Source organism: Photobacterium sp. 2_MG-2023 (genome assembly GCF_030547675.1).
GTDB classification, from domain to species: domain Bacteria; phylum Pseudomonadota; class Gammaproteobacteria; order Enterobacterales; family Vibrionaceae; genus Photobacterium; species Photobacterium arenosum.
In genome coordinates this window covers 1-21,886 of the sequence record NZ_JAUOQQ010000008.1, presented here as the reverse complement: position 1 = coordinate 21,886, position 21,886 = coordinate 1, and the positions used below count along the sequence as shown (strand labels likewise).

Below are 21,886 nucleotides of genomic sequence, written 5' to 3'. Positions count from 1 at the left end.
TAAGAAATGCCAAGTTTACAAAATGCTATGAATCAAGCCGTTTCACGCTTCAGGATTAATTCTTTTGCCGTAAAATTCGATTCATCGCACTTTATTAGTGCAAGGTTGCACCAGTTTTAAGCTGGTACATAAATAAGTGTTGAGAACGTGATTTTTAATGGGCAGGTAAATAAATGCAGCATTAGTGCAACAAAAAAAACACATCTGACCTCACGATAAACAGTTTTAAGTAATTCATTATTTTTCCCTGTTTTTCATTTTTTATCAGATTAGTGACAAAAATCACCTTGTAATGTAAAAAAGTGAAATAACATTTATCATTTGCTTGATATTTACTGTGAACTTCACTGGCGGAACAAAGTCGAATACCAATAACGTCATTCTTTTTAATACGTTATTGGCGTATACAACACGCCTCATAGTGTGCAGGACAAACAGTCGCTCCAAGGGATAAAAACACATGCTTGCAAAGACCTTCCAACAACTCGATCAATACTTACAACAACAGGTCATTGGCCAGGCCGAAATGGTGCAACAATTACTCATTGCACTATTAGCAGACGGACATATCCTCGTAGAAGGCCCTCCGGGGCTGGCCAAAACACGCGCAGTCAAAACTCTTGCCGAATGCATTGAAGGCGATTTTCACCGTATCCAGTTCACGCCGGATCTCCTGCCCGCAGACTTAACGGGGACCGATATTTTCCGCCCCGAAACCGGCGAATTCGTGTTCCAGTCCGGCCCAATCTTTAACTCGCTGTTACTGGCCGATGAGATAAACCGCGCGCCTGCAAAAGTTCAGGCCGCGATGCTTGAAGCAATGGCAGAAAAGCAGATCACCGCAGGCAGGAATACCTATCCTCTGCCAGCATTATTTCTGGTGATGGCGACACAAAACCCCATTGAGCAGGAAGGGACTTATCCGTTACCCGAAGCCCAGCTGGACCGTTTTTTACTGCAACTGAACGTTGATTATCCAAATGCCGACAGTGAGCTTGCTATTTTACGGCTGAACCGCGGCGAAGCACTGGAAGACAACATCCCCAAGTCTTCTGAAGCCGTGCAAATCAGTCAGGCTGATATCTTCAGTGCCCGCAAGGAAGTACTGCAGATCCATATGGCAGAAGACATTGAACACTATATTATCCGCCTCATCATGGCGACACGCGAACCAAAGCGTTACAGCGATGAACTGGCAGCCTGGCTGCAATTGGGGGTCAGTCCAAGGGCAACGCTGGCGCTTGACCGCTGCGCACGGGCATACGCCTGGTTAAATGGTCGGGATTTTGTTACGCCGGACGATGTGCAGCGCATGGCTTATCCCGTGCTGAGACACAGGTTACTGCTCAGCTATGAAGCACAGGCTGAAGGCATCACCCCAGACAGCATCATTCATTCACTGATTCAGCAGGTAACCAGTGCATGATAAAAGCAACGGCGAAAACACCCCCTCTGCTGCCACCACACAGTAACGGGTATGAATTGTGCCTTGCCGAGCTGTTACAGTACAAAAATCAGTCCGTTAAGTGGCTCCCTCCAGCTCGCAGCGTGTGGTCTCAACTCAATGGACAACATCAAAGCCGGCAAAAAGGCCGGGGCATGAATTTCACTGAAGTGCGCCCCTATCAGGCCGGTGATGACATTCGTGCGATAGACTGGCGTGTCACAGCCCGGACAGGAAAGACCCATACCAAATTGTTCAGCGAAGAACGCGAACAGCCTGTGATGTTACTGATTGATTTCAGTCAGAGTATGCGCTTTGGCAGCCAGCTGTTGCTGAAATCGGTACAGGCTGCTCACTTTGCCAGCCTGCTTAGCTGGCTGGCCGTGCAGCAGCAGGATCGCATTGGTGCACTGGTGTACAACGGATACAGGTTAAGTGAGTGCAAACCGACGGCTCGTCAGCAAGGTCCGCTGGCAGTTATCAATGCCATGATCAACATGCATCAGAGCAACTCAAAAGCCTCTGAGGATAACGGGCTGACATTTTCTGATGTGCTGCGCCACATGCACCACCTATGCCCTAAAGGCAGTGAAATTGTCATTCTGAGTGATTTCTATGCTTTACAGACCAGTGATAAAAAGCGGCTCAGTCAGTTAAGAAGCCATAACAGAGTGCAGTTTGTGCACCTGTTTGATCCTCTTGAGCTGGGTGACACGGGTTTTCGCGGCCGTGAATTCGTCACTGACAGCCAGCAGTCGGCCTGGATTAATTTTGGGGCCCAGCGAACCCGGGAGCAAATGGCGCAGCAATTTTCCCGTCACCTGCAGAACCTGACAGAGCTGGCTTCATCACTGGCAATACCTCTGCATGCTGTTTCATCTGGCATTCCGTTATTGAAACAAATCGGGAGCACTCAAGCGCTTCACCCGGCGTCTGAGCCTTCTGTACAGAACAAGATGTAACTTTTATGGCACAAACACATACGCATCCATTGCAGCTGGCCGATCTCCATTTGCCAGCTTTGCCGGATCCCTGGCCTCTGGCCTGGGGATGGTGGGCAAGTGCTTTGCTTGTCATTATCCTGCTTGCCCTGCTGTATTTGGTCGTGAATCAGCTCAAGGCCAGACGCGGGTTAAAGGCTGGTAAAAAACAAGCATTAAGACAACTCAAACACGCTCAATCGGTGTCAGAATTGAACACCTTGCTCAGACAGGCCGCACTTACCTATTTTCCCCGTGAGCAGGTGGCGGGGCTGAGTGGCCATCAATGGATGGCATTTTTAGATCATCAGTTACCCGAACAACACCGGGGATTTGTGTCGCTGAATGATGCATGGACACAGGCTCTTTATGCCTCAGAAACCAGAGATGACATTCGCGGTGCCTGCCGGCATCAGGCTGAGATCTGGTTAAGGCATGCCCTTCCGCCCCGTTTCCCTCAACATACCCCAGCGATGAAAGGGGATGCAGCAAAAGGGGACAGGCATGTTTGAATTTGTATGGTGGTGGGCGCTCGTATTGCTTCCTCTGCCCTGGTTTATCTACCGCTTTACCAGGCCGGTTCAACCCGTGGCAGTCATCACATTGCCGGTACTGCCGGAAAATCTGGTCAAAAAGCCGGTTCGACGCTGGCAAGGCATTCTGGCTCTGCTGTGCTGGGTCAGTTTGCTAGGGGCGCTCGCCAGGCCAGTCTGGTTTGGTGATCCCGTTCAGATACAGCCTGAACACAGAGACATGTTACTGGCTGTCGATTTATCCGGTTCAATGTCAATTGAAGATATGGTCGATGGTCAGGGTAACACTGTCGATCGCCTTACTGCGGTAAAACAGGTGGTAACCGACTTCATCGGCAAGCGCCAGGGTGACAGGCTGGGTTTGGTACTGTTCGCCAATCATGCCTACCTGCAAACTCCATTGACCTTCGATCTGAACACGGTAAAGCAGCAATTAGCCAGAACTGTGCTCGGACTGATCGGGCAAAGCACCGCCATTGGTGAAGGGCTGGGCATCGCAGCGAAAAGTTTTATCAACAGTGACGCCGAGCAACGTGTGATTATCCTGCTCAGTGACGGAGCCAATACTTCCGGGGTGATCAATCCGATGGAAGCGGCAAAGCTGGCCGCTGAGAACAAGGTCAGAATATACACAGTCGGCATAGGTGCCGATGAAATGGTGCAACGCAGTTTCTTTGGTGATCGTATGGTTAACCCCTCGCAGGATTTGGACGAGCATGCGCTTACCCAAATCGCAGCCCTCACAGAGGGTCAGTATTTCAGGGCAAGGAATCCGCAGGAATTAGCCAGCATTTACCAGTCAATCAACGATCTGGAGCCGGTATCAACCGCTCAGCAAACCTGGCGGCCAAGAGAGGAGCTGTTTCGTTTCCCGCTGGCAGGGGCACTGCTCTTCAGCGTCCTGCTGGCAATCCGTTGGAGGCGATATGGCTGATTTTACTTTCTTACATCCCTCTTGGTTACTCGCATTGATTCCACTAGCTGTCCTTTTGCCCTGGCTGGCTCAACGCCGTGCACAGTCCGGGCTGATTGCTGCGCACCTTCAACCCGACAATAAACCCTCCTCTCAGCGAGTCCGCGTGCTATCGCTTCTGCTCCTCAGCATCGGATGGATACTGGCGGTGATTGCGATGGCCGGCCCCAGCTGGCAAAAACAAATGTTGCCCGCCTCTAACCTGAGCGGCGCCAGAGTGATTATCATGGATATGTCGAACTCCATGTACGCGACCGATCTGCCCCCTAACCGTCTGACTCAGGCCCGCTATAAAGCCATGGACCTTCTGCCCTACTGGCAGGAAGGCACCACAGGCCTGATAGCCTATGCCGGAGATGGCTACATCATCAGCCCGCTGACCGCAGACAGTACGACATTGACTCACCTGATACCGGGATTATCACCTGCTATTTTGCCTATTCAGGGTAGTAACGCTGCCGCAGGCGTGAAAGCCGCCATCGATCTGCTCAGGCAAGCCGGGCACCCTCTGGGGGATCTGATCTTGATCACCGACGGACTCAGTGAGAAAGAAGCTATGCAAACTGACCAGTTGCTGCAAGACAATCAATACCGCTTGTCCATTCTGGCTGTCGCTACCCCGCAAGGTGCACCAGTCACTATGCCGGACGGCCGGCTGTTACAAGACAATCAAGGCAACACGGTTTTGAGCAAAATGCATCCCCGGCGGCTCGAAACACTGGCAGCCAGCCATGGTGGCATCATGGTGAGATGGCGGGGTAATGATCAGGATATTCTGGCTCTTATTGAGGCTACGACTCATCTCACAGCGCAGTCTGAACAAGCGCAAGACAAGACCATTGAGGAAAAACTCAATGGTGGATTCTGGCTGTTGATTCCGCTGATCCTGCTCTTTTTGCCCGCCTGCCGCAAAGGCATCGCATTTTCCTGTTTACTGATCGTTTTCCTGCCGGTTGAGAAAAGCGTTGCGTCTCCCTGGCTAAATCAGGATCAAGACGCTTATCAACACTATCAGCAACAGGAATATCAGGCTGCGGCGGATCTGTTCCAGTCACCCGCCTGGCAAGGAGCGGCCAAATATCAGGCGGGCGATTATGAAGGCGCCATCGAATCCCTGTCAGGTTTAACTGACCCGGCCTCTCGTTACAACCTGGCCAATGCGTACGCACAAGCTGGCCAGCTGGATAAGGCCCGCGATATCTATCAGGACTTGCTGAACGCAGATCCGGATAACACAGATGCAAAAACCAATCTGGATATCGTCGAGCAGCAGCTCAGCCAGCAACAAGCGAACCAGCAGAGTCAGCAAGGTCAGCAAGGTCAGCAAGGCCAAGGATCGCCGTCCGGGCAACAAGCTGGCAACTCATCCCGAGATAGCAATGTACAGTCTGCTTCAGGGCAGCAGCCATCCAGCCAGCAAAATAGTCAAACCGGCCAGTCTGGTAACGCCAGTCAGTCTGACCAGACAGCTTCTGCGTCTGCTGGCGATGCGCAGCAAGAAAGGCAATCACGGCAAGATGAACAAAGCCAGCAGGCATCGGGTCATAATGATGACAGTGCCGGAGAAGTATCCCCTCCTTCGGCTGACAGTCAGCAGCCATCACAAGCGGGACATCCAGTCCAGGCCGGTTCAGATCCTAACCCAGCCAATTCCGCTGGCAATGCAGCTCAGTCGCGCATTGAGCCCGCTGGCGAACAAGCCAATGCAAACGCTGAGAAAAGCGAGCAGCCAATAGCCGGTAATAATGAAGACGTTAGCGATGAAGACAGTGGCGATGAAACCAGTGGCCTGAGTGCAAGCCATCCGACATTAAAAAAACTGGAGCAGATACCAGACAGCACCCGGGAATTGCTCAGGGCTCAGATCATTCTCCAGGCGAGAGAAAAACCAGCCCCGGACGCACCTGAAAATCGTTGGTAGCCACAGACAGTTACAGAAGCAAGGACTCACAATGCATTCTAAGTATGTTACTTTTCTTTCCGCATTTTGCCGGACAAAGCTCTGGCTAAGTGTCGTGCTGCTGATTGGCAGCCTGCTCTCTTATTCGGCGTATGCCGCCCAGGTTGTGGCCACTGTGTCATCCAACCAGGTTGGGGTGAATGAGATCTTTGAGCTGACAGTCAGCATAGATGACAATGTCAGCGCCAGTGCCCTTGACTTATCGCCACTCAACAATGATTTCATTGTCGGTACTACCAGTACCCGCTCCATGAACCGTTTTATTAACGGTTCAGTGTCGAGACAAACCCAGTGGCAAGTGTCGCTCGCTGCCAAAGCGAAAGGTGATTTCACCATTCCGGCCTTTCGTATTGGCGCGTCCGCGTCAGATCCTATCCGGATTCAGGTCAGTGAGCATTCAGATGCTGCCGCTTCCACTACCGATCTTGCAATTGAGGTCAACGGGCGTATGGACAAAAGCCGCCTTTATGTCGGTGAAAGTCAGAGCTACATGGTACAAATCAAGCTCGGAGAACAGTTGGAAAAAGCCAGTTTAATCGCCCCTCAGGGCGAAGGACTGGAAGTGGTTCAGGTGGGTGATGATCACCAGGCAGATACCGTACTGAATGGCAGACGCTACACCATCATTAACCGTAAGTACCGAATCACAGCAACCAAACCGGGTGATATCACCCTTCAGGGCGCCAAACTCACTGGCACAGCCTTCAAAAGTGACAGCAGCCGGCGTTTTGGTATGCGGATCCCCGTCAATATTCAGGCCGAACCTATGCCATTGACTGTCCTTGCTGAGCCTGATGACTATAAAGGGTTGTGGTTACCAACTGCAGATCTTCAACTGGAACAGACATGGAACAAGGACGAGCCGCACATTAAGGTGGGTGAGCCGGTTTCGCGCACCCTGACACTGAAAATGAAAGGCACACCACAAAGTAATCTGCCTGACTTATCCCTGATCTACCCTGACTCAGTCCGGGTATACAGCGAGAAACCCGTTTACCAACAAGAGAACGATTACAGTGTCATGACGCTGAAACAGGTCATCATACCCCGCCGGAGCGGAACGATTACCCTGCCATCTTTGACAGTTAACTGGTGGAATACCGATAAAGGGGAAAAAGTCATCAGCCAGGTTGAAGGTAAAGTGCTGCAGGTTCAGCCAGATGCCACAGCCAGTATTCCCGGCGCCATGCGTCCATCGGATGAACACAGTAACGGTGCCTCACAGACCGGGATCAGTAATCCGCAGGGTAGCAATGCACATCCTGCTGCCGTGAATCAGCAGGTTCAGGGCGTCTCTGCCTGGTGGCCCTGGCTGACGCTGGCCGTCACCCTTCTCTGGCTTGGTACTCTGATGATGTGGCTGCGGAGCCGAAAACAGCCTCCACTGACCACAGAATCCGTCAGTTCTGCCAGTGCCAATAGCAGCATCACAGACAAGCTGATCGCTGCAGTGACAGCATGTCAGCCCATGCAGGTGCAAACTTACTACAATGCCTGGGATAAATCGCACCTGCCAGCGAAACACCGACAACAACTGGATCAGGCGGTTAGCGCCATGATGGCGGCCCATTACAGTGAGTCCCCTCAAATGTGGGACAAGAGTGATCTGCTGGCTCTGCTGCAACGCCAGCAGAAAAGCCGCAAAAAGGCGCAAACGGCCAATGAGCTGGAGCCTCTGGTGCCTGAGATACCGGCGGCAGACAGAAAATGACTCAGCTGACCCGTTAAGATGCCTGCTCTCAGAGCGCGAGTTTCATCCGTCCTTGTGTGACTGTGAGGAGCCGTGACTGAAAGATTGCGTGATAGTTAATCCTGCCTTCGGGCAGGATTTTTTATTTGTTCTGCATCCAGACTCAGAGCAAGGTTTGATGGACACTGCCTAAAGCGGAATAATAGCAGGCTAATACCGCCAGAAGCAGATAAATGTTAGTGATAAACCGCTCACAAATATCAGCGTTCAGTAACGTTAAAAATGTGTAACCTAAAAGTTTCTAAAAAGAGTAGTGGAAATCGTTCGATTATCCTGTTAAAAAACCTCCCGCAAACAACATAAAACGCTTCCACACCAACTCAAAACATTCAGGATGTAGTATGAGTCAACCACAACCATTCCTAGCTAAAATTGCCAATGGCAGTCTGGTTATCCAGATCCTTATTGGTATCGTGGCAGGTATCGTCCTAGCCGCTGTCTCAACTGATGCCGCACTGAAAGTCGGTTTCCTGGGCAGCCTGTTCGTCAGTGCTCTGAAAGCTGTAGCTCCTGTGCTGGTGTTCATTCTGGTTGCATCTTCGATTGCAAATCAGAAAAAAGGCGCACATACCAACATGAAGCCCGTCATTATGCTGTACCTGTTCGGTACACTGATGGCCGCCTTAACTGCCGTTACCATGAGTTTCCTTTTCCCGACTACTTTGACTCTGGACGCAGGTACTGCAAATCAGGCTGCTCCTGAAGGTATTGCAGAAGTACTGAATACTTTGCTGTTCAAAGTTGTTGATAACCCAATCAACGCTCTGCTGACCGGCAACTACATTGGTATTCTGGCATGGGCTGTGGGTCTGGGCTTTGCTCTGCATTCTGCATCCGATGCGACCAAACAAGTGTTCCACGACATGTCTAACGGCGTCACACTGATCGTTCGTTTTGTTATCCGTCTGGCACCTATCGGTATCTTCGGTTTAGTATCACAAACCTTCGCTGAGACTGGCTTCTCTGCTTTGTCCAGCTACGCGCACCTGCTGGCCGTACTGCTTGGTTCAATGGCGATTATTGCCTTTGTGGTTAACCCGGTTATCGTGTTCTACAAAACTAAACAGAACCCATTCCCTCTGGTTCTGAAGTGTATCCGCGAAAGTGGTATCACCGCCTTCTTTACCCGTAGTTCAGCGGCAAACATCCCGGTGAACATGCAGCTGTGTAAAGATCTGGATCTGCACGAAGATACATACTCAGTATCGATTCCTCTGGGCGCGACCATCAACATGGCAGGTGCAGCGATTACCATCACTGTTCTGACTCTGGCTGCTGTCCATACGCTGGGTATTCAGGTTGATCTGGGTACTGCCCTGCTGTTGAGCGTGGTGGCTGCCGTGTCTGCATGTGGTGCATCCGGTGTTGCCGGTGGCTCTCTGCTGCTGATCCCACTGGCTTGCAGCCTGTTCGGTGTATCCAACGAAGTTGCGATGCAGGTTGTTGCTATCGGTTTCATCATCGGTGTTATTCAGGATTCAGCTGAAACAGCTCTGAACAGCTCGACTGACGTTATCTTCACTGCGGCTGCATGCCGTGCTGCCGAAGCGCAAGAAGCTGCTAATCCAGTTAAAGCCTGAGCATAACGCTTAACGCTTTTTCTGAGCACCTGACATGAGCAACTAACAACAATGGCGACCCTAAGGTCGCCATTGTTGTATGAATGACTTAAAAAATCATACGATACCAATCAGTTTTGTAATGTCTCCAACTGCTTGTCTAAGGCATCTTTGGCCTCTGCGGCCTGATCACCCATATCCTCAAACAGATCCTGCGCCTCCTCCATCGGACGTGCGTTCATCGCATCTTCGATCTGATCTTTATAGGTCACTCCGATATAAATCCCCAGGCCCACCAGGGCAATCACAATGTATTTCAACATAGCTTTCTCACTGTTATTTGTGTTTATTCACAAGCAGTATACCGCCAGCACAGACCATAAACCTGCCAATTCGCTCCCAGAAAGCCAATACCAGAGTAAAAACATGTGCCCGGCTTAACCTGAAATTGGCAGTTGAATCAGTCACCCTGCGCCGCACTGCTGTTCCCAAGTCCTACTTGTGCGTATTCCGACGAAGTTGAACACTTATTCCGGCTGAACATGAACACTTAACTTTTTCAACGTATCACGACAGTTGTTTTTAGCTTAAGTGTTCATCTTCCGTCAACGTTCCTAACTTTTTCCGCATTGATTCTCCCTTCAGTTGCAGCCTGTGAGCATTGTGCATCAGGCGATCTAAGATGGCATCTGCCAATGTGTTGTCACCGATTTGTGCGTACCACTGATCAGTCGGTAACTGACTGATTAACACTGTTGAAGCCTGACCATAGCGATCATCCATGATTTCCATCAGGTCGTTGCGCTGCCCGACTTTCAACGGTGCAAGTCCCCAGTCATCCAGGATCAACAAGTGCACCTTGGCAAGCTGGGTCAGTAGCTTATGGTAGGTGCCGTCTGCTTTTGACTGGGTCAGGGCCAGCAACAGCCTTGAAGTCCGGTAGTAACGAACGCTGAACCCTTGCTGGCAGGCGTTATGGCCAAGAGCGCAGCCGAGATAAGTCTTACCACTGCCGCATGGTCCGGTGATCAACAGGTTCTGCCTTCGGTCAAGCCAGTCCCGTTGCGCTAGCCGAGCGATGCGTGAACGTTCGATATTGCGAGGGTGCTGGTAGTCTATCTCCTGAACAGTAGCATTAAGTTTGAACTTGGCTTGCCGGATCAGCCGCTCATGCTGGCGTTGCTGCCGAACTGACTGCTCTTGTTCGACCAACAAGCTCAGCCGCTCGGTGAACGCGAGAGCTTCATAAGTGCCTGGCTGTTCTTGCTGCCGCTCCAGTGCTTCGGCCATCCCGCTGAGCTTTAGCTCCCGTAACCGGTTGAGTGTTTGCTGTGTCATTGCTTTCTCCTAGTGGAAGGTATGGGGCCCGCGGATATTCTCGTGATCTTGGGGCAAGCATGAGTTGCCATCTCCCTGCTCGGGGAGCTGATCACGGTTGCTCGCCAGGATTGACTTGATTTGCCGAAGCTTGACCAGGCCTTTCTGGTTGGCAAGTTTACAGCTGGTATTCAGCCTTTGGGCTGGATACTGCCGGCTTAAATTCAGTAGCCCGAGACACAGACGGTAGGCTTGTTCCGGGTGGGCTTTTTCTTCCATACGTTCGCTGACCCATTGCAGGCTATCTGGCCCGATGGCGCTGGCCCATTGTTTGAGGCGACCGGGCGTCCATTGCTGATGCTTCTGATGGCGTTTTGGTATATGACTTTCATCGGTTGTTATCCCGGGATAGCGTTTTCGGGGATGGGAGGCGACGAGCTGTTGACGATAATAGAGCTGGACTAACCGGTCTCCGGCATGCAGCTCCAACTTCTCACCAACATACTGATGCGGAACTGAGTAGTGGTGATGTTCATACTGGATGTGATAGTCGATATTTACCTTTACCTGCTTGATAGCTACATAGCGGTAAGGCATGCACGGCAAGGGCTTGAGTGCTGGCTGGTCTAACTTTTCGAAGGCTTCCTTGCGGTTGCCCGGCAACTGTTTGAACGGCTTCTGGTTCAACTCTTCAAGCAACGCCATGATGCACTGGTTTAACTCAGCCAGTGAGAAGAAGCTGTGGTGGCGCAGGCGAGCCAGGATCCAGCGTTCGACGACTTGCACACCCACTTCAGCCTTGGCTTTATCCTTGGGCTTATAAGGGCGAGCTGGCATGACGGCGATTTGGTAGTGTTCAGCAAGCTGCTGATAGCTTGGGTTGAGTTCCGGATCATAACGACATGCCTTGCTGACGCCACTGCGCAGGTTGTCGGGGATCAACATCTCCGGTGTACCACCGAAGAACTCGAATGCCCGAACATGGCTTTGCAGCCAGTCCGGTAATGACTGGGACTCTGTGGCTTCCGCATAGGTATAGTTGGATGCACCGAGAACCGCTACGAACACCTGGGCATGCCGGACTTCACCGGTGCTCTGGCAGATAATGGGAACCGTCTGGCCGCAGTAGTCGATAAAGCACTTTTCCCCGGCTTTATGCAGCTGTCTCATGGTGCGTCTTTGCTGCTTATTCCAGTGAAGGTAACGGTCACAGAACTGTGAGTAGCTGTAGCAGCGGTTGGGGTATTGCTGGGTATATTCTTCCCACAGCAGTTGCTTGGTGATCCCCTTGTGTTTCAGCTCTTGATGGACAGCAGGCCAGTCGGGAACCTGATATCGGCACGAGGCCCGCGTATCGGCTGCGGGATAAAATAGTTGGGCCAGTTGCTCATCTGTCAGTGAGTCGGGAAGCGGCCAAGTCAGGTTCAGAGTTTGCGCTTTCTGGAGCAGTTTCTGGATAGCACCAACGCTGACTTTTGTGCTCGCGCTGATTTGCCGAATCGACAACCTGGCATCCAGTTTCAGCCTGAGTACGTCTCGAATTTTACGCATTGCAATCCTCTTTGCTGGCATAGTCCTGCTCCAAATAGGAAACAGGTTACCAAATAAGTTGAAGATCAATACGTTGAAAGGGATTCCGGCGGAACGTGAACAGTGATTCCGGAAAGGTGAGCAAAAGCGTTCATCTTGAGTCCGGAATGGGTGTTCACGTTAAACCAGAATGGGTGTTCACATTGGACCGGAATGAGTGTTCAGCATGGACCGGAATACGCAACTTGGGTACAGGATCAATAAGTAGTGGATACTGACACCTGACTCAACATTGTGCACCAGCTCATCAGCTTGCACCACAAATGGACAGTTCCGCAATACTTTCCCAATGCGCCTTCAACTCTACCAAGGTAGCTGCAAATCCGTTGATGACGATGGAGTATCGTGCTTTTCCAAATAGTGTGGAGAAGCGCAAAGCACACTTTGGCAAGGTGCTAACTGCCGCGCAACGAGGCTGGATTCAGGTATATGACCAATACGGATGGAGAGACCATAGCCCCTTCGACAAGATCGATCATTCTGTCATCCAGTGTCATGCACTCAACAACAAAAAGCCCGCGAGATAACGCTAACGCCGATCGTTTAAGCAGACTTGAATGATCCTTAGGCGGCTTCATAATCGGTCTCAGACTATTTTTGAGGCCGATTTTTTATGTCTGAGTTTTCCCGTGAACTACAAGCAGCTGCAGAGTTTAACTATCCAGAAGCAATCGACGCCTTCCAGAAAAATATTCCGGCCGACTGGATTTCTGAAGCCGTCAAAGAGACTGGACGTGCTGCTGTTCGCAAGCGTAGATTTCCTGCCGAACAAGCAGTATGGCTTGTCTTAGGGATCGGGCTCATGCGAAATCGCTCGATCAATGATGTTTGTGACAAGCTGGAACTCGCATTTCCTGATTCTAAAGGGGAGCTCCCACCTCTGGCGACCAGTAGTATTGTCAAAGCCAGACAACGTATTGGCTTAGAGCCATTACGACATCTTTTTCATACCACTGCGACTGAATGGGAAAAGGAAGATACATCTCATCCTGTTTGTGGCCTGAAAGTGATGAGCGTTGATGGAACGCAGTTTAAAGTTCCGGAGACAAAGGATAACCAGCAATTAGGTTATGCCACGGGCAAAGCAACATTCCCTTCTGTACTGGCAGTCACTCTGATGTCAGCGCGTACCCACCTCGTATCGGATGTCGCTTTTGGTCCAATAACCAACAGCGAAATATCTTATGCTCAACAGCTTGTCGGCTCAGCACCCGATGATACGCTCACGCTGTTTGACCGTGGGTTCTTCTCCGCTGAATTACTACAAGCCTGGCGCGGAGCGGGAAGAAACACGCATTGGTTAACGCCAATAAAGAGCAAGTTCCGTTATGAACGTCATTGAAGAATACACACCTTATGACAAGCTCATCAAAATGCCAGTCTCTCCACAGGCTCAAAAAGAGTATCCGCATCTCGAGAAGACATGGCAAGCCCGCCTTGTGCTTATCCCTGAGCCCAAAGGCAAAATAAAAGGCTTTATTACCTCAATGGAATGTCCGCAGACATACCCGTTAAAAGATATTCTTGAAGTGTACTGGGAACGGTGGGAAATCGAGCAAGGTTACGGTGAGCTGAAACAAAGTCAGCTCAACAATACAGCGGTCATGAGAAGCCAAAAACGAGATGGGATCTATCAGGAGTTATGGGGGATATTCATCTCTTATAATCTTGTGCGGTTAGAAATGAAGCGCATGGCTGAACAACATGGTGTTGAACCTCTCAGGATCAGTTTTATCAATGCGTTAAGACTGATACAAGAAGAGTTTTTATGGTGTTCTGGACGGACTCCAGGCACGGTACCCAAGAAACTGCAGAACCTCAGGGACAGTGGCAAGCGGTTAATCTTGCCTAAAAAGAGAAAACGGAAACCCATTCCCAGACAGGTGCTATATAAAGCTCCCCGTTATCCTTATAGAAAAAGAACCGCTCGCTGTTAAGCGAGCGGTATTAGCGAGATAACGCGGGCTTTCATTCGATCAGCTTAATGGATTAAGCCTGTGACAGGGGTCTGCAAATTGCAGTAATCATTATTTTTTATTGTTCAGAAACAGGGGTCAAAAATGGCGTTAACGCTTCAAAAAGTCGATCAATTTCTGCTTGAGTATTGTAGTGCATGAAACCAATTCGGACGACGCCACCACTTTCAAGCACTCCTAACTGCCGGCACAAGCCTAACGCATAAAAGTGACCGTTCCAGACGCACATATTCTGTTGACCCAGGTGGGAGGCTATATCCGACGGCGGTACATTATCAATACGTAGTGCAAAAGTCGGGGTACGTTCTGCGAGCCGTTTATCATCCTCGATACCCAGCAAAGTCACATTGCTGAATTTCCTGACCCAGTTCAAAAAATACTGGCTCAGCGATTCTTCATGCGACTGATACTGAGTGTAACTGGCTGTCAGGCGCTCGCGTAAGCTGTCTTGCGGATCGCCCCACTGTGCCAGATAGTCAATGGCAGCCACGACACCGGCCAACCCCTCAAAGTTCTGGGTTCCCGTTTCAAAACGTCCCGGACCGAGATCGGTCGCAGGTTCAACTTTATATGGCTTCAACGTCTGCAGCCACTGAGGTGCCACATAAACAATTCCCACATGCGGACCAAAGAACTTATAAGCTGAACACGCCAGAAAATCACAGCCCAGTGCTTGCACGTCTACCAGCTTGTGCGGAGCATAGTGTACTGCATCAACATAGACTTGCGCGCCAACACTGTGCGCAGCTTTAACAATGCGCGCAATGTCCACCAGCGAGCCAGTTGTATTCGACGCATAGGTGACGGCCACCAACCGCGTCTTATGATTCAGTAAAGATTCAAAGTGCTCGTAGTCTAACGTGCAGTCGGCTTGATTCACCCGAACCTGACGAACCAGTACCCCTTTGTCATCCGCCGCTTGCTGCCAGCTGGACACGTTCGAATAATGATCCAGAGACGTCACGATCACTTCGTCACCTTGCTTCCAGTCGCGTGAAATGGCACGGCTGAGCTGAAAAGTCAGTGAAGTCATATTCGGACCGAATACAATATTGTCGGGTGACGGCGCATTCAGCAAGGCCTGAACAGACTCACGCGCCTTTGTCATGAGTGACACTGTCACCTCACTGGAGAAAAACGAACCGCCAAGATTGGCATTATAACGGCCAAGATAATCCGTTATCGCCTGTAACACACTGGCAGGTACTTGTGCTCCACCCGGTCCGTCAAAGAAATACACAGGTGCATCATTGATCTGTTGAGCCAGTGCGGGGAACTGCTGTCGAACACTTGATACATCAAAGTGCATACTGAGTCTCCCGGGCTGTCAGAACAAAGAGATCCATGTAGCCTTGTTGATCTTTCTTCACAGCCTTAATCGGACGCGCATTATGCCAGAGCTGATCATCGGCCAGAATAGCGACTTCACCCTGCTCGAGCGCCATGCTCAAAAAAGGCAGTTGATTTTTATTCTTGTAGACCAGAAACTCACCGCCCTCGATGTTTTCACGTCCAATCCCAATCACCGCAATGTGATTAAAACCATCCTGATGAACCCCTTCTGGCGCTACCTGAGTCTCACCCTCCAGCGCGGCAATACGGATCTGATGAATTTCAATTTCCTGATCATCTGATAAGGCATTGGCACGTTTGAACACTTCACACATTTCATGCATCCCGGCACTGAAAAGTATCTTGTCTTCCAAAGGCTCAAAACTGCGGCTGACATTGCCCTGAAAGTGGTTAATGTCGTCAGATTGCACAAAGGCCCTGGGCGGCATGTGCTGCACGCCATTGGCGGTCGCTTTCACAATGGAATAACGGCGAAGACGGTACTCGCCATCTGCGTGCCCGGTTTTAGGCAAATGATTGAACGAAGGGGAAAGCTCATTGATAGCCTGTCCGCTTAGTTGTGTGAGTTGAAAAGTACGACCCAGTGAAACATTCATTGCATCAGCTCCTCTTAGCAGCGCCTTATCCCTAGCCGTCCGCAACTGTGTCGGACGCTCTCCCGTTTGCAGCAAACCACAAACAAGAGATCAACAATTCAGTTACAAGATAGAGTAAATGAAAATTCGACAAAGCCAATACCAAGCAGATATAAACTTCACATAACAGTTAAAATTAAGAATACTAAACCATAGAAGTGGATATGACTGGGCTAACAATCTAGTATTTCAATCTAGCTTCACGAAAAAGCAGTGTTCTTTGCTAGATAAAACCGTAACCATCTGATTTTAAAAGATTACCGCTTTAACACTCAAGTTGTGGAACCGCTGTGAACCCATCAAAAGGCAGCATAAAATACCGTTTGTGATATGTATCCCACCAGAAATATTGATATTCCGTACATGCGCAGAGGAAATGAAAACGTTGAATACAAAAAACCTCCTGCCATTTCTGACAGAAGGTCTGTAAATCTGGAGGATAAACGGAACAGGCTGGTGGCAGCTTAAGGACGGTGTGGGGTATAAACGTAATTATCACCAGATTTTTTATAAAATGCGTTATCAATAATGGCATAGGTAATGCCTGATACCACAGCAAAGGTCACCAATTCGGGTAAATTGGTTCGGTGATACTCCCTGCGAGGGCGTTCCTTAATAACGACAACCTCATGATGGTGATAATGTCTGGCCGGTTTACGATGATGATGGTGTCTGTGCTTATTTTTATGCTTATAATATTTTTTATAACCATGATCATAACCATGGTCTCTGCCACCGTGATCTCTGCCACCATGAGCAAAACTGGTTGCTGGTGCGATCAGAGACAAGCACAAGATACCAATCCATAGAGTTTTCATATAACACTACCTGTTTTTCTGCATATATGTACAGCGTACATATAGCTTGGTAAAGCAGTGTCAACCGCAAGTAAACCTTAAGTAAAATCACGCTTACATTCACTCAACATACTGCATACAAAGAAGATCGACACAGATGCCTGAAAATACAAACACTTTCGCCGAAGATAGCACGCAACACCTTATCGGGCTGGGATGTCCCGACTTTTCCTTAGCCGCTTATATCGAAAACCGGCCAGACGTGCCCGGGATGGCATATCTGGATCAATTACAGCCTGCTGCCTCAGGTGAAATAAAGGCTATCGGCCAGGCGTGCGGCAACGGTTGGCGAAAAGTGTTCAACGTATACGCAAAGCTGATTTATGCCCTCGACAGCAAGTTGTTCCCCCATTCAACGAACGCCCCGAGCTGGCAGTCGTACAGAGATGATTTCCTTCTCCAGCAATCCAGCCAGACAGCGCTGTTATTCAATCCTCCCGTTCTTGATGCACCAGATTCTACCCCTCGCTACCACATCATTATGGGAAGAACCTACGCCAAGAAACTGATTCACGAGGAGAAACTGACGGTGCCTCTCATCTGGCTGGATAATGAATTCGCAATTAACCGCGAGCACAGGTTGTGTCATCTGTCCCTACTTTGACTATCGCCAGCTCTCCAATAGCAAAATAGATCGATTGGCGAATACCCTAGCCGGATTTGCCCGCCACATATAAGCGTCTGTCCCTCTACGGCATGGCATCCGATTAGTCAGTCACAATAGTGCCTGTCCCGCTAAAGCATTTCGCTAAAGCAATTTACCCGTCGCAATAGTGCCTGTCCCACTAAAGCATCTATGCTTTTAAGGGATCAACAAGCCTGATTGCTGTCGTATGGGTGCTGTATGTTAAATGAACTGCAAACCATGATTTTCGAACTCGGGATCATTGTGGTCAGTTCAGCGTTAATCGGCACAATATTCCTGTACGCCCGCCAGCCCATCATTCTGGCGTACATCGTTGCCGGCATTGCCCTTGGCCCGAGTGGCCTAGGCTTGCTGAATGACAACGACAGAATCATCCAGTTCGGCCAGTTCGGTGTCATCCTCTTACTGTTCCTGCTTGGCCTGAATCTGCAACCCTTCAAGCTGCTGAATCTCTTTAAAGAAAGCGCCCTGATCACACTGGGGACCTGCTGTCTCTTCTTTCTGGTCACATTGGGGTTTAGCCTGCTGATCGGTCTATCCCTTGGCGATTCACTTGTGGCAGCCGCCGCGCTGATGTTTTCAAGTACCGTCATCGGGTTGAAATTGATCCCGACCACCACCCTTCACCATCAGCGTGTGGGTGAAGTCATGACCAGTGTGCTACTGATACAAGACATACTGGCTATCATTGTGATTCTGTTTCTGAATGTGCGTGAACCAGATGCCATGATCAGCGCCTTTATGCTCATCCTGCTGAAATTAGGATTGCTCTGCCTGCTGGCCTATTTAGGCGTCCGCTATCTGGTGCTCCCCTTATTTCGTCGTTTTGATGTGATTCAGGAATACACCTTTGTTACCGCACTGGCATGGTGCCTGCTGTGGGCGGAAACGGGCCACCTGGCGGGGTTATCCTATGAAATCGGAGCATTCGTCGCCGGGCTATCCATTGCTATCAGTCGGGTTTCGCAAGCCATTTCCCTGCACCTGAAACCCTTGAGGGAGTTTTTTCTGATTCTTTTCTTCTTCGCGGTGGGCGCAAAAATGGACATCACACAAGGTGGCACTGTGTTGCTGTGGGGTGGGCTGTTCGGGGCGCTGCTGGTTGCAGTCAAAGCGTCAGGTTTCATGTTTGCACTGAAACTGGCAAAGGAAAAAGCGCCTCAGGAGCTGTCTGCCCGGCTCAGCCAAGCCAGCGAGTTCTCGCTCTTGCTGGCTTATTCGGCCCTAACCGCCGGTCTGGTTTCCGGGCAGGGCATGCTCTTTATTCAAGCCGCCACCCTCATGACTTTCATCCTGTCTACATACTGGGTCGTCAGCCGTTTTCCTACGCCGATTTCAAGCGTAAGCAATCTGCGCAAAGACTGATCGCTCGTCAGGCAGCCTGACGTTGACACTGCATAGAAAAATGATTCTGCGGGGTAATGTGATACCACATTTCGAACTGTGCTGCGTTTTTGCCTTTCATCACAGGCTGCAAGAAGATGCGGTAACCCATGAGATCGCGCTGCGCATCATAGCCAAAAGGATTGGCCTGATTGGGGTCTGACAGAATTTCCCGTTTCATTGATAAAGGTTTTAAACGGTATTCACCTTCCAGCGACTCAAGGTGATAGTCGACAAATAAGTTGAATTCCAGCTCAGTTTTGCCCTGATCCTGATAGCGAATCCATTCTTTAGAGCTGACTTTTCCATCATGATGAAAGTCATAATTCACCCAGCTCTCTTCCTTATCTGATGCCTTCTCATCCGGCAGGCACTGCCACTTACCCACCAACTCTGACATGGATGCCAGATCCGTGGTGGCGTGCACATTGCTGGCCAGCCCAAACTGAGTCGCCAGCAACAAAGATACGGCCAGAGATCTGCCCTGCGTCCATGAGTTCATCCATTCACCTACATGATTATTGTCAGATTCGTTTACTAACATAGCGAACTTAAGATAATGTCTCCACAAGCTTTTACCTAAATCAGACATTAAAAAAGGAGCCATCGCTCCTTTTAAATATTCAGTCGTCATTCGGGCCATAATTCAGCGCTTAAGATGACTTTGCCTGAAATTGCCCGGCATGCGTTGCGGCCTGGGTTTTCTCAGTGCCGCTCGTCTTGTTTGCCAGCCTTTCTGCTATGTTAGCCAGTAAATGCTTGACCGGCACAATCGGCCCCATCATATTCACCCGCATCGCAGACCCCACGGCCCCCAAATGCAACTCCGAGACGTCAGAAGCCGAGTAGTTATACTTATAGTTAAACTTGTCAATCGCCAGATGAAGCAGATCAAACTCCTTCCGGTGACAAGAAATATATGCACGCCAATACATAGCATCCAGAACTTCATCAGACGAGTAAGCCCGCAGAATAAAGCGCCAGCTGCCATCTTCACCGTAGAAATCCAGCGGGAATATCTGTTTTGTTTTTCTTTTGTTAAACAAGGTAAATCGATCCACTTAGCCAGCGAGACTCATAGGATTATCCAAGGATTGAAACAGATTGGAAGCAAAAAATAATAAATTTGACATTCGGATTCAGGAAGTCATCCGCGTCTGGTTATGAAGTGATTTGAATGCTTGAGGATTCACCAAAACGCCACCTGATTGTAGGAGTCGGGGTAAAACGTCTGGATGCAATCTTCGGGAGGATACCATAAAAAAAATGCATTTTTCAGGCTTGTAGAAAAAATAACTGCGCCTATAATGCTGAAAACCGGAGCGTCTGCCAACGCTCCGGTTTTTTTGTGCCTGCTCTTCAGGAAATTTGCTATCTGCCAATAGCGCATCACTGACGAGCAATATCCGATAATCACAGAGAAGATAAAGAAGGAACTTCCATGCGTATCGAACAAGACCTGAAACTGGGATTCAAAGATGTACTGTTTCGCCCGAAACGTTCAACCCTGAAAAGCCGATCTCAAGTTGAATTAACCCGCGATTTTACATTCAAGCATAGCGGTCGTCAATGGTCAGGCGTTCCTATTATTGCCGCCAATATGGACTCAGTCGGCAGCTTTGACATGGCTAAAGCACTGGCAAAACACAATGTCATGACCGCCATTCACAAACACTATAGTGTTGAGGACTGGGCTAGTTTCATTCAAGAAAACAGTGCTGATGTCCTGAAGCATGCCATGGTCTCTACCGGTACGTCCGATGCTGATTTTCAGAAAACCAAAGATATTATGGCGCTGACCGATGAGCTGATGTTTATCTGCATTGACATCGCAAACGGTTACTCTGAGCATCTGGTCGAGTACGTGGAAAAAGTCCGTAAAGCATTCCCTGATAAAGTCATCAGCGCGGGTAACGTCGTCACCGGCGATATGGTGGAAGAGCTGATTCTGGCGGGTGCAGACATCGTCAAAGTGGGTATCGGCCCGGGTTCAGTGTGCACCACTCGCGTGAAAACCGGTGTGGGTTACCCGCAACTGTCTGCCATTATCGAATGTGCAGATGCCGCACACGGCCTGGGCGGACAGATCATTGGCGATGGCGGCTGCACCTGTGCCGGTGATGTCTCTAAAGCCTTCGGCGGCGGCGCCGATTTCGTGATGCTGGGCGGCATGCTGGCCGGCCATGAAGAAAGCAACGGCGAAATCGTTGAAAAAGACGGCCAGCAATTCATGAAATTTTACGGGATGTCGAGCCAGAGCGCGATGGACAAGCATTCTGGCGGTGTTGCCAACTATCGTGCCGCTGAAGGAAAAACCGTCCTATTGCCTTACCGTGGCCCGGTTGAAAACACTATCCAGGATATCATGGGCGGTGTGCGCTCAACCTGCACCTACGTTGGTGCGGCGAAGCTGAAAGAGCTGACTAAACGAACCACGTTCATCCGGGTTCGTGAGCAAGAAAATAACGTGTACGGGAAAGAGTGATTCGGTTTTCCCCGAAGTATTTGAGGCCGCTTTTGAGCGGCCTTTTTTGTCACTATGTCCCGTCCCTATGCTGAGCACGTTATCTACAAGCGCCGATACCAAAACCCACCAAGTCACCACCGACTACCATTCTGAAGCATTGAAGAAATACGTGAAGGCCAGAGCAAAAGGCAACTGGAAACCTCTGGTTTTGAATTGTCTCGCTAAAGGGGAAGTGGACAGTAAGGAGCCATCGACGATACAAGATTAAAGAGTCCCAATATCACTGGGCGATGTTTGTAGTGGTCAACGCTTTACGCACACTTGTGGGTTGGGGAAATTATGAGGGGATTCGCCAGCGCCCGGAAAGGGAGTCCATAACATCACACGACCCTGTAAATAATTCTGTGTAACTGCCTTGGTTACATGTATTCAGTGAGTCTATCCTCGAACATAATCATAAAGC

General features: G+C 49.9%; 20 protein-coding genes. 12 read left to right on the top strand and 8 right to left on the bottom strand.

Going from position 1 to position 21,886, the window contains the following annotated elements; translation table 11 throughout:
- Window positions 1–460: 460 nt before the first annotated feature.
- The 7 genes from Q4491_RS08420 to sstT all read left to right on the top strand — a co-directional run bounded on the left by Q4491_RS08420 (window position 461) and on the right by sstT (window position 9,220).
- Entirely contained in the window at window positions 461–1,426 is a 966-nt protein-coding gene (locus tag Q4491_RS08420; RefSeq protein WP_303456411.1) for a MoxR family ATPase, read from the top strand.
- Window positions 1,423–2,406 carry a DUF58 domain-containing protein gene (locus Q4491_RS08415; RefSeq protein WP_218385349.1) on the top strand — a complete coding sequence of 328 codons (984 nt, stop codon included), beginning with the start codon at window positions 1,423–1,425 and terminating at the stop codon, window positions 2,404–2,406. Before Q4491_RS08420 ends, Q4491_RS08415 begins: the two co-directional genes overlap by 4 nt.
- A gap of 5 nt (window positions 2,407–2,411) precedes the next feature.
- Window positions 2,412–2,936 carry a DUF4381 domain-containing protein gene (locus Q4491_RS08410; protein WP_303456404.1) on the top strand — a complete coding sequence of 175 codons (525 nt, stop codon included), beginning with the start codon at window positions 2,412–2,414 and terminating at the stop codon, window positions 2,934–2,936.
- The gene (locus tag Q4491_RS08405) at window positions 2,929–3,891 is read left to right on the top strand and encodes a VWA domain-containing protein (protein ID WP_303456401.1); all 963 of its coding nucleotides are present in this window, start codon (window positions 2,929–2,931) and stop codon (window positions 3,889–3,891) included. The genes Q4491_RS08410 and Q4491_RS08405 overlap by 8 nt, the downstream gene beginning before the upstream one ends.
- Complete coding sequence (locus Q4491_RS08400) at window positions 3,884–5,851, top strand: VWA domain-containing protein (RefSeq protein WP_303456399.1); 1,968 nt, start codon at window positions 3,884–3,886, stop codon at window positions 5,849–5,851. The genes Q4491_RS08405 and Q4491_RS08400 overlap by 8 nt, the downstream gene beginning before the upstream one ends.
- A gap of 31 nt (window positions 5,852–5,882) precedes the next feature.
- The gene (locus tag Q4491_RS08395; protein ID WP_303456396.1) at window positions 5,883–7,601 is read left to right on the top strand and encodes a BatD family protein; all 1,719 of its coding nucleotides are present in this window, start codon (window positions 5,883–5,885) and stop codon (window positions 7,599–7,601) included.
- Window positions 7,602–7,981: 380 nt separating this feature from the next.
- Window positions 7,982–9,220 (top strand): serine/threonine transporter SstT, encoded by a 1,239-nt coding sequence (gene sstT / locus Q4491_RS08390; protein ID WP_237795372.1) that lies wholly within the window; start codon window positions 7,982–7,984, stop codon window positions 9,218–9,220.
- A 110-nt stretch (window positions 9,221–9,330) separates the two neighbouring features.
- Here the strand turns inward: sstT and Q4491_RS08385 are convergent, their stop codons facing one another.
- The 3 genes from Q4491_RS08385 to istA form a co-directional block, all read right to left on the bottom strand.
- Window positions 9,331–9,522: a YtxH domain-containing protein gene (locus Q4491_RS08385; protein WP_192016823.1), complete on the bottom strand. Its 192-nt coding sequence runs from the start codon at window positions 9,520–9,522 to the stop codon at window positions 9,331–9,333.
- Between the two features lie 259 nt (window positions 9,523–9,781).
- A complete protein-coding gene (istB, locus tag Q4491_RS08380; RefSeq protein ID WP_303456388.1) occupies window positions 9,782–10,537 on the bottom strand; it encodes an IS21-like element helper ATPase IstB in 756 nt (251 codons plus the stop codon).
- A gap of 9 nt (window positions 10,538–10,546) precedes the next feature.
- A complete protein-coding gene (istA, locus tag Q4491_RS08375; RefSeq protein ID WP_303456385.1) occupies window positions 10,547–12,088 on the bottom strand; it encodes an IS21 family transposase in 1,542 nt (513 codons plus the stop codon).
- Between the two features lie 631 nt (window positions 12,089–12,719).
- Between istA and Q4491_RS08370 the strand changes: the two genes are divergently transcribed.
- Both Q4491_RS08370 and Q4491_RS08365 read left to right on the top strand, forming a co-directional pair.
- A complete protein-coding gene (locus Q4491_RS08370) occupies window positions 12,720–13,448 on the top strand; it encodes an IS4 family transposase (protein WP_303456382.1) in 729 nt (242 codons plus the stop codon).
- Window positions 13,435–14,043: a transposase gene (locus Q4491_RS08365; protein ID WP_303456379.1), complete on the top strand. Its 609-nt coding sequence runs from the start codon at window positions 13,435–13,437 to the stop codon at window positions 14,041–14,043. Before Q4491_RS08370 ends, Q4491_RS08365 begins: the two co-directional genes overlap by 14 nt.
- 97 nt (window positions 14,044–14,140) lie before the next feature.
- On the opposite strand, the gene Q4491_RS08360 is transcribed toward Q4491_RS08365, so the two are convergent.
- The 3 genes from Q4491_RS08360 to Q4491_RS08350 all read right to left on the bottom strand — a co-directional run bounded on the left by Q4491_RS08360 (window position 14,141) and on the right by Q4491_RS08350 (window position 16,888).
- Window positions 14,141–15,391 (bottom strand): cysteine desulfurase-like protein, encoded by a 1,251-nt coding sequence (locus Q4491_RS08360; RefSeq protein WP_303456376.1) that lies wholly within the window; start codon window positions 15,389–15,391, stop codon window positions 14,141–14,143.
- Window positions 15,381–16,031 carry a 2OG-Fe dioxygenase family protein gene (locus Q4491_RS08355; protein ID WP_192017720.1) on the bottom strand — a complete coding sequence of 217 codons (651 nt, stop codon included), beginning with the start codon at window positions 16,029–16,031 and terminating at the stop codon, window positions 15,381–15,383. Before Q4491_RS08355 ends, Q4491_RS08360 begins: the two co-directional genes overlap by 11 nt.
- 503 nt (window positions 16,032–16,534) lie before the next feature.
- The gene (locus tag Q4491_RS08350) at window positions 16,535–16,888 is read right to left on the bottom strand and encodes a hypothetical protein (RefSeq protein WP_303456369.1); all 354 of its coding nucleotides are present in this window, start codon (window positions 16,886–16,888) and stop codon (window positions 16,535–16,537) included.
- Between the two features lie 136 nt (window positions 16,889–17,024).
- On the opposite strand from Q4491_RS08350, the gene Q4491_RS08345 reads away from it, so the two are divergent.
- Both Q4491_RS08345 and Q4491_RS08340 read left to right on the top strand, forming a co-directional pair.
- The gene (locus Q4491_RS08345) at window positions 17,025–17,531 is read left to right on the top strand and encodes a hypothetical protein (protein ID WP_303456366.1); all 507 of its coding nucleotides are present in this window, start codon (window positions 17,025–17,027) and stop codon (window positions 17,529–17,531) included.
- A gap of 240 nt (window positions 17,532–17,771) precedes the next feature.
- A complete protein-coding gene (locus tag Q4491_RS08340) occupies window positions 17,772–18,938 on the top strand; it encodes a cation:proton antiporter (protein ID WP_303456363.1) in 1,167 nt (388 codons plus the stop codon).
- 7 nt (window positions 18,939–18,945) lie between these two features.
- Here the strand turns inward: Q4491_RS08340 and Q4491_RS08335 are convergent, their stop codons facing one another.
- Together Q4491_RS08335 and Q4491_RS08330 are read right to left on the bottom strand one after the other, a co-directional pair.
- Window positions 18,946–19,458 (bottom strand): hypothetical protein, encoded by a 513-nt coding sequence (locus Q4491_RS08335; protein WP_052729952.1) that lies wholly within the window; start codon window positions 19,456–19,458, stop codon window positions 18,946–18,948.
- Between the two features lie 151 nt (window positions 19,459–19,609).
- Entirely contained in the window at window positions 19,610–20,002 is a 393-nt protein-coding gene (locus Q4491_RS08330) for a hypothetical protein (protein ID WP_303456356.1), read from the bottom strand.
- A gap of 395 nt (window positions 20,003–20,397) precedes the next feature.
- Here Q4491_RS08330 and Q4491_RS08325 point away from each other — a divergent pair, with 395 nt between their 5' ends.
- Window positions 20,398–21,441, top strand: a complete 1,044-nt coding sequence (locus Q4491_RS08325; RefSeq protein WP_303456353.1) for a GMP reductase — start codon at window positions 20,398–20,400, stop codon at window positions 21,439–21,441.
- Window positions 21,442–21,886: the final 445 nt, after the last annotated feature.

Excerpts from the sequence above, each read along its gene's own strand:
- Q4491_RS08365 (WP_303456379.1), top strand. The coding sequence starts at position 13,435 with ATGAACGTCATTGAAGAATACACACCTTATGACAAGCTCATCAAAATG.
- Q4491_RS08415 (WP_218385349.1), top strand. The coding sequence starts at position 1,423 with ATGATAAAAGCAACGGCGAAAACACCCCCTCTGCTGCCACCACACAGT.
- sstT (WP_237795372.1), top strand. The coding sequence starts at position 7,982 with ATGAGTCAACCACAACCATTCCTAGCTAAAATTGCCAATGGCAGTCTG.
- Q4491_RS08350 (WP_303456369.1), bottom strand. The coding sequence starts at position 16,888 with ATGAAAACTCTATGGATTGGTATCTTGTGCTTGTCTCTGATCGCACCA.
- Q4491_RS08345 (WP_303456366.1), top strand. The coding sequence starts at position 17,025 with ATGCCTGAAAATACAAACACTTTCGCCGAAGATAGCACGCAACACCTT.
- Q4491_RS08355 (WP_192017720.1), bottom strand. The coding sequence starts at position 16,031 with ATGAATGTTTCACTGGGTCGTACTTTTCAACTCACACAACTAAGCGGA.
- Q4491_RS08325 (WP_303456353.1), top strand. The coding sequence starts at position 20,398 with ATGCGTATCGAACAAGACCTGAAACTGGGATTCAAAGATGTACTGTTT.
- Q4491_RS08340 (WP_303456363.1), top strand. The coding sequence starts at position 17,772 with ATGTTAAATGAACTGCAAACCATGATTTTCGAACTCGGGATCATTGTG.
- Q4491_RS08405 (WP_303456401.1), top strand. The coding sequence starts at position 2,929 with ATGTTTGAATTTGTATGGTGGTGGGCGCTCGTATTGCTTCCTCTGCCC.
- Q4491_RS08420 (WP_303456411.1), top strand. The coding sequence starts at position 461 with ATGCTTGCAAAGACCTTCCAACAACTCGATCAATACTTACAACAACAG.
- istB (WP_303456388.1), bottom strand. The coding sequence starts at position 10,537 with ATGACACAGCAAACACTCAACCGGTTACGGGAGCTAAAGCTCAGCGGG.
- Q4491_RS08395 (WP_303456396.1), top strand. The coding sequence starts at position 5,883 with ATGCATTCTAAGTATGTTACTTTTCTTTCCGCATTTTGCCGGACAAAG.
- Q4491_RS08410 (WP_303456404.1), top strand. The coding sequence starts at position 2,412 with ATGGCACAAACACATACGCATCCATTGCAGCTGGCCGATCTCCATTTG.
- Q4491_RS08370 (WP_303456382.1), top strand. The coding sequence starts at position 12,720 with ATGTCTGAGTTTTCCCGTGAACTACAAGCAGCTGCAGAGTTTAACTAT.
- Q4491_RS08400 (WP_303456399.1), top strand. The coding sequence starts at position 3,884 with ATGGCTGATTTTACTTTCTTACATCCCTCTTGGTTACTCGCATTGATT.
- Q4491_RS08385 (WP_192016823.1), bottom strand. The coding sequence starts at position 9,522 with ATGTTGAAATACATTGTGATTGCCCTGGTGGGCCTGGGGATTTATATC.
- istA (WP_303456385.1), bottom strand. The coding sequence starts at position 12,088 with ATGCCAGCAAAGAGGATTGCAATGCGTAAAATTCGAGACGTACTCAGG.
- Q4491_RS08360 (WP_303456376.1), bottom strand. The coding sequence starts at position 15,391 with ATGCACTTTGATGTATCAAGTGTTCGACAGCAGTTCCCCGCACTGGCT.
- Q4491_RS08335 (WP_052729952.1), bottom strand. The coding sequence starts at position 19,458 with ATGAACTCATGGACGCAGGGCAGATCTCTGGCCGTATCTTTGTTGCTG.